The 5401-nt window shown below is 73.8% G+C and carries 9 protein-coding genes; 5 read left to right on the top strand and 4 right to left on the bottom strand.

Annotated features, from left to right (window positions below; genetic code table 11):
* The 3 genes from AB0C29_RS31715 to AB0C29_RS31705 all read left to right on the top strand — a co-directional run.
* Window positions 1–180 (top strand): alpha/beta fold hydrolase (locus AB0C29_RS31715; protein ID WP_360827923.1); only part of this gene is annotated, 180 nt, incomplete at its 5' end.
* Entirely contained in the window at window positions 173–553 is a 381-nt protein-coding gene (pcaC, locus tag AB0C29_RS31710; protein ID WP_360542698.1) for a 4-carboxymuconolactone decarboxylase, read from the top strand. The genes AB0C29_RS31715 and pcaC, both read left to right, overlap by 8 nt.
* Window positions 554–569: 16 nt before the next feature.
* The gene (locus AB0C29_RS31705) at window positions 570–1355 is read left to right on the top strand and encodes an IclR family transcriptional regulator C-terminal domain-containing protein (RefSeq protein WP_360827920.1); all 786 of its coding nucleotides are present in this window, start codon (window positions 570–572) and stop codon (window positions 1353–1355) included.
* On the opposite strand, the gene AB0C29_RS31700 is transcribed toward AB0C29_RS31705, so the two are convergent.
* The 4 genes from AB0C29_RS31700 to AB0C29_RS31685 all read right to left on the bottom strand — a co-directional run bounded on the left by AB0C29_RS31700 (window position 1336) and on the right by AB0C29_RS31685 (window position 3751).
* Window positions 1336–2391, bottom strand: a complete 1056-nt coding sequence (locus AB0C29_RS31700; protein WP_360827918.1) for a diguanylate cyclase domain-containing protein — start codon at window positions 2389–2391, stop codon at window positions 1336–1338. The genes AB0C29_RS31705 and AB0C29_RS31700 overlap by 20 nt on opposite strands.
* 48 nt (window positions 2392–2439) lie before the next feature.
* Window positions 2440–2925, bottom strand: a complete 486-nt coding sequence (locus tag AB0C29_RS31695) for a nucleoside 2-deoxyribosyltransferase domain-containing protein (protein WP_360827915.1) — start codon at window positions 2923–2925, stop codon at window positions 2440–2442.
* Window positions 2926–3092: 167 nt separating this feature from the next.
* Entirely contained in the window at window positions 3093–3449 is a 357-nt protein-coding gene (locus tag AB0C29_RS31690; RefSeq protein WP_360827912.1) for an STAS domain-containing protein, read from the bottom strand.
* Complete coding sequence (locus AB0C29_RS31685; RefSeq protein WP_360827909.1) at window positions 3446–3751, bottom strand: STAS domain-containing protein; 306 nt, start codon at window positions 3749–3751, stop codon at window positions 3446–3448. The genes AB0C29_RS31690 and AB0C29_RS31685 overlap by 4 nt, the downstream gene beginning before the upstream one ends.
* A 123-nt stretch (window positions 3752–3874) precedes the next feature.
* Between AB0C29_RS31685 and AB0C29_RS31680 the strand changes: the two genes are divergently transcribed.
* Window positions 3875–4552 (top strand): response regulator transcription factor, encoded by a 678-nt coding sequence (locus AB0C29_RS31680; protein ID WP_360827906.1) that lies wholly within the window; start codon window positions 3875–3877, stop codon window positions 4550–4552.
* The coding region (locus AB0C29_RS31675; RefSeq protein ID WP_360827903.1) for a HAMP domain-containing protein at window positions 4549–5401 on the top strand (853 nt) is incomplete at its 3' end. The genes AB0C29_RS31680 and AB0C29_RS31675, both read left to right, overlap by 4 nt.

Below are 5401 nucleotides of genomic sequence, written 5' to 3'. Positions count from 1 at the left end.
GCGCCCACGCTGGTCGTCGCCGGGGCCGACGATCCGGCCACCCCTCCCGCCCACGGTGCCGCCATCGCCGCCGCGATCCCCGGTGCCCGGCTCGAGGTCGTCGCCGGCGCGGCGCATCTGGCCAGTTTCGAGCAGGCGGCGACCGCGAACCGACTCATTCTGGAGGCGCTCGATGGCTGACGACTACACCGACGGCATGGCCGTGCGGCGCGAGGTGCTCGGTGATGCGCACGTCGACCGGGCGGTCGCGGCCACCACCGGCTTCACCGCGCCGTTCCAGGAGTACATCACCCGGGCCGCCTGGGGGCAGGTGTGGACCCGGGAGGGCCTGGACCGGCGTACCCGGTCCTGTGTGACGCTCGCCCTGCTCACCGCCCTGCAGTGTCATGACGAGCTGGCGATGCACGTGCGGGCCGCCCGCCGCAACGGGCTCAGTCCGGACGAGATCGCCGAGGTGCTGCTGCACACCGCCGTGTACGCGGGCGTGCCCGCCGCCAACGCCGCCTTCAAGATCGCCGAGGCCGTGCTGGCCGACGACGGATCCGGGGCGTGACGCGGTGGTCGCAGCGATGAGTGACGACGCGCGCGAGCCGCACTTCGTGCAGTCCCTGGAACGCGGGCTGGCCGTCATCCGGGCGTTCGACGCCCACCACCGGGAGCTCACGCTCAGCGAGGTGGCCCGGATCTGCGACCTCACCCGGGCCGCGGCCCGGCGCTTCCTGCTCACCCTGACCGACCTCGGCTACGTCCGCACCGACGGGCGGCTGTTCTCGCTGACGCCGCGGGTGCTGGAGCTCGGGTACGCGTTCCTGTCCAGCCTGTCCTTGCCCGACGTGGCCGAGCCGCACCTGGAGCAGCTGTCCGCCGAGGTGCACGAGTCGTCGTCGGTGTCGGTGCTCGACGGTGACGACGTGGTCTACGTGGCCCGGGTGCCGACCCGGCGGATCATGACCGTGGCGATCAACGTGGGCACCCGGTTCCCGGCGTACGCGACCTCGATGGGCCGGGTGCTGATCGCCCACCTCCCCGCCGAGCAGGTCGAGGCGTATCTGTCGCGGGTACGGCTGGAGCAGCTCACCGCGCGGACGGTCAGGTCGGTCGCGGAGCTGCGGGACGAGCTGGCCCGGGTCCGCGAGCAGGGTTACGCCATCGTGGACCAGGAGCTCGAGGAGGGGCTGCGGTCGATGGCCGCGCCCGTCGCCGACCGTTCCGGGGCTGTCACCGCCGCCGTCAACGTCTCGGTGCACGCCAGCCGTACCTCGGTGGCCGCGATGCGGGCCGAGCTGCTGCCGCCGCTGCTGGCAACCGCCGAGCGCATCACGGCCGACCTGCGGGTCACGAGACCGGGGCGTTAGCCCGGCGCTTCTCCCTGTACATCTCCGCGTCCGCGGCCGCCACCAGCCGGGAGAAGTCCTCACCGGCCCGGCCGATCGCATAGCCGACGCTGGCGCCGATGCGGTGCACGCCGGTGCTGCCGCAGATCGGCTCGCGGATCGCCTCGCGCAGCCGCTGGGCGGCCTCCGGCAGGGCCCGGCTCAGGTCGTCGCCGGTCAGCACCGCGACGAACTCGTCGCCGCCGGTACGGGCCAGCACGTCGTCGGGGCGCAGGTGGTGCTGCAACCTCTGGGCGACGATCCGCAGCACCTCGTCGCCGGCCTCGTGCCCGGCGTCGTCGTTGACCTTCTTGAAGCCGTCGAGGTCCACCACCAGCACACCGACCTGCGGCGCGCCCTGGGCCGGCAGGGTGTCGATGCGGGTCTTGAGCAGGGCCCGGTTGGCCAGGCCGGTGAGGCTGTCGTGGGTCGCCGCGTACTCCGCCTCGGCCTGGCTGCGCTCGAGCTGCGAGTGCAGGCGGGCGTGCTGGATGGCGATGGCGGCGTGCTCGGCGAAGAAGGCCAGGATCTCCTGCTGCTGGGCGTCCGGACGGCGCCCGTCGTCGGGCAGGTCGACGCTGAGCACCCCCACCCATTCCCCGGACGGCGCCATCAGCGGCGCGAACAGGCAGTCCAGCGGGTGCCACAGCTCCGGGTCGTCGGTCGCCTCGATGTCCGGGACCCAGACGTAGAGCGACTCGGGCACGCCGTTGCGGTGGTCGACGAAGTACAGCGAGCCCCAGCGTTCGGCCCGGCGGAACAGCTCCTGCCAGTTCTCCGCCGAGCCGCGCATGCCCAGCAGCTCCCGGCGCAGGTCGTCGCTGCCGGCCACGGCCACGGTGGTGTAGTCGCCGTTCTCCTCGGCCAGGTTGACGGCGGCGAGGCCGAAGCCGGACGCCTCGACGACCCCGCTCGCGACGGCGTCCAGGGTCTGGGTGAGGTCGAGGCTGGCGTGCACGCGCTTGGTCACCGCGTGCAGGGCCCGCAGGGCCTGCAGCTGCGGATCGGAGGCCGTCACCCGCGCTCCTTTCGCCACACCGTGATCAACCGACCGTAGTGCATCCGCCTACGCCTCGTGGACCCCGCTCATCGGCGATCGGCCGGGTGAGCTGAGCACTTCGGCCGCCCGCACCGTGGCGGCCAGCGTGTCGTGCACCCGCAGGCCGGGGCGGGCCAGGGCGAGCTGCACCTCGACGTCGTGCCGGCGCGGATAACCCGGATCGGCCCCGACCGCCAGCGGGACCCCGCGGGTGACGTGCACGCCCAGCTCGTACAGGGTGATGGGCTGGACGCTGCCGCCCGGGGCGAACCAGAACAGCACCACGTCGGCCCGGTGCAGGTGGGTGTGCTCCCAGGTGATCTGCTCGGTGGCCACGTCCGGGTCGGCGAGGTTGAAGGAGGCGCGGCGGGGATCGAGGACGGTCAGCCCGGGCGTGTCGCGCAGCAGGGCCACGGCCTGCGACTGCCAGTCGGGGCAGTCCGTGATGCCGCCGGCCAGGAAGAGCATCGGGCCCGGCCCGTCGTACCGCTGCGGCGCCTGCACGTATCGCACGCTTGCCACCGTAGCCGTCACACAACCGTCATGTGGCCGCGGGCGGACCGCCATGTGCGTACCTGATCATGGGCCCGGATGACGCGGTCGCGTGGCCGCGCCGCTCGTGTGCCCCCGCGAGTGGCGGCGCCCGCGGCCGCGGCATCCCCTACCGGCGCCCGCGGCTGTCAGCGGGGGAACTCGGCACGCAGCCACTCCAGGGCGGCCGGGCAGTCGTCGAAGATCGGGAACAGCCCGTCCACGTGCATCGTGTGCAGCACGGTGATGACGAACCGCGACGGACCGGCCAGGACCACGAGCCCGTCGCGGCGCCGGGCCCGCCGGTGCGCGCGGACCAGCAGACCGAGCCCGACGTCGTCCAAAGTCGGCACCTCCGTCAGGTCCACGACCACGTGCGGATGCCGGTCGACAGCGTCGGTGAGACTCTCCCGCAGCGTCGGCGCCACCGTGGCGTCCATCCCGGCCCGCACGTGCACGACCACTGCGTCCAGCCGTACGTCCAGCTCCACCTCGGGTGCGGTCATCGGGCCTCCTCGACCTCGAGCACGTGGTCCACCCGGGCCAGACCCAGCATCCGGCGGACCCGCGCGCCCGGGGCGCGCAGCGTCAGCCGGGCATCGGCGCGGATCAGCTCCCGGTGCAACTGCAGCAGCACCACGATGGCAGCCGCGTCTATCCGCGGGCTGTGCCGCAGGTCGACGATCAGCCGGGCCGGGCGCCCGGCCACCGCGTCCCGGAACCGGGACTGCCACCGGTCGACCGTCGCACCGGCCAGCGCCTCGGTGACGACCACGGTCGTCTCCTGCATCGCGTGCTCACCGCTCACAGTTGCAAGGTTCGACCCGGTGTGTGGCGGGTGGTCCGCAGCCGTATGACGGTTGCGTGACAGTCCGGTCGCGTCCGCCCGCGCTCTTTGGCGGCACGCGGCCGGGCGGGGATGATGCAGAGCATGTCAGCAGTGCTGGTGATCGAGGACGACGACCGGATCCGGCTGTCGCTGGTGCTGGCGCTGGAGGACGAGGGCTACGAGGCCACCGGCGCCCCGACCGCCGAGGAGGGCATCGCCGCACAGCGCCGCAAGCCCGCCGACACCGTGCTGGTCGACCTCATGCTGCCCGGCATCGACGGCTTCGAGTGCATCCGGACCCTGCGCCGGGCCCACGACGTGCCGATCGTGGTGATCAGTGCCCGCGACGACACCCACGACATCGTGGCCGCGCTGGAGGCCGGCGCCGACGACTACCTGGTCAAACCGGTCGCGGTGAAGGAGCTGACGGCCCGGCTGCGGGCGCTGCGCCGCCGGGCCCGGGCCGGGGCCGGCGACGAGGTCCCGGTGCTGCGCTTCGGCGACCTGGAGATCTCCCCCGAGGCCGGTGAGGTCCGGCTGGGCGGCACCCCGGTCGCCGTCACCCGTACGGAGTTCCAGCTGCTGTGCGAGCTGGCCGAGCATCCGGGCCGGGTGCTGTCGCGCCACCAGCTGCTGCAGCGGGTCTGGGGCTACGACGGTGGTGACGAGCGGCTGGTGGACGTGCACGTCGGCCGGCTGCGGCAGAAGATCGAGGACGGCGAGGGCGCCCCGCGGCACCTGGTGACCGTCCGCGGCCTGGGCTACAAGCTGCAGCGATGAGGCGCGCCGGGCTGCGGGTACGGGTGGTCGCCGGTTTCGCCGCGGGCGCGCTGGCCCTGTCGGCGACGATGGCGCTGGCGTCGTACCAGGTGGCCCGGCAGTCGCTGATCAAGGAACGGGAGGGCACCGCCGTGCGGGCCGCGTACGACGACGCCGCCGTGGTCCGGGCCGGCCTGGGCGCCACCACCCGCCCGGACGTCGCCGCCGTGCTCCGCGTCCTGGACACCGGCGAGAGCCGCCGCGCGCTGCTGCAACGCCAGGGCAACTGGTACGCCCTCAAGGCCGACGAGGGCAGCACCGGCGCGATCCCGGTGGCCCTGCAGCGGCAGGCGGCCGCGGGCACCGACTCGGTGCAGCGGATCCGCACCGGCGGGCACGCCAGCATCGTGGTGGCGGTGCCGCTCGCCCCCGGCGACGTCTTCTACGAGGTCGACTCGCTGCGCGAGCTGGAGCACACCCTGAGCGTGCTGACGGTCGTGCTGACCCTGGTCGCGATGGGCACGGCGGTGCTGGGCGCCGGCCTCGGCTGGTACGCGAGCCGCTACGTCCTGCGCCCGCTGCGCCGGGTCGCCGACGCCGCCCAGGAGATCGCCGGCGGCGCCTCGAAGTACCGGCTGGACCCGGCGGCCGAGCCCGACCTGGCCCGGCTCACCACGTCGTTCAACCACATGGTCGACGAGCTGTCGGCCCGGCTGGAACGCGACCGCCGGTTCGCCGCCGACGTCAGCCACGAGCTGCGGTCCCCGCTGCAGACCCTCGCTGCGGCGGCGAGCGTGCTGGAGCGCCGCCGCGAGCACCTCGACGAGCGCACCGCCACCGCCGCGGGCCAGGTCACCCAGGAGATCGCGC

Origin of the sequence: Actinoplanes sp. NPDC048791 (assembly GCF_040650095.1) — a bacterium.
Classification (GTDB): domain Bacteria; phylum Actinomycetota; class Actinomycetes; order Mycobacteriales; family Micromonosporaceae; genus Actinoplanes.
Note: the sequence above shows the minus strand (reverse complement) of the source record. Positions and strands in the feature narration are given on the sequence as shown.

Excerpts from the sequence above, each read along its gene's own strand:
- pcaC (WP_360542698.1), top strand. The coding sequence starts at position 173 with ATGGCTGACGACTACACCGACGGCATGGCCGTGCGGCGCGAGGTGCTC.
- AB0C29_RS31705 (WP_360827920.1), top strand. The coding sequence starts at position 570 with ATGAGTGACGACGCGCGCGAGCCGCACTTCGTGCAGTCCCTGGAACGC.
- AB0C29_RS31690 (WP_360827912.1), bottom strand. The coding sequence starts at position 3,449 with ATGACCGCACCCGAGGTGGAGCTGGACGTACGGCTGGACGCAGTGGTC.
- AB0C29_RS31680 (WP_360827906.1), top strand. The coding sequence starts at position 3,875 with ATGTCAGCAGTGCTGGTGATCGAGGACGACGACCGGATCCGGCTGTCG.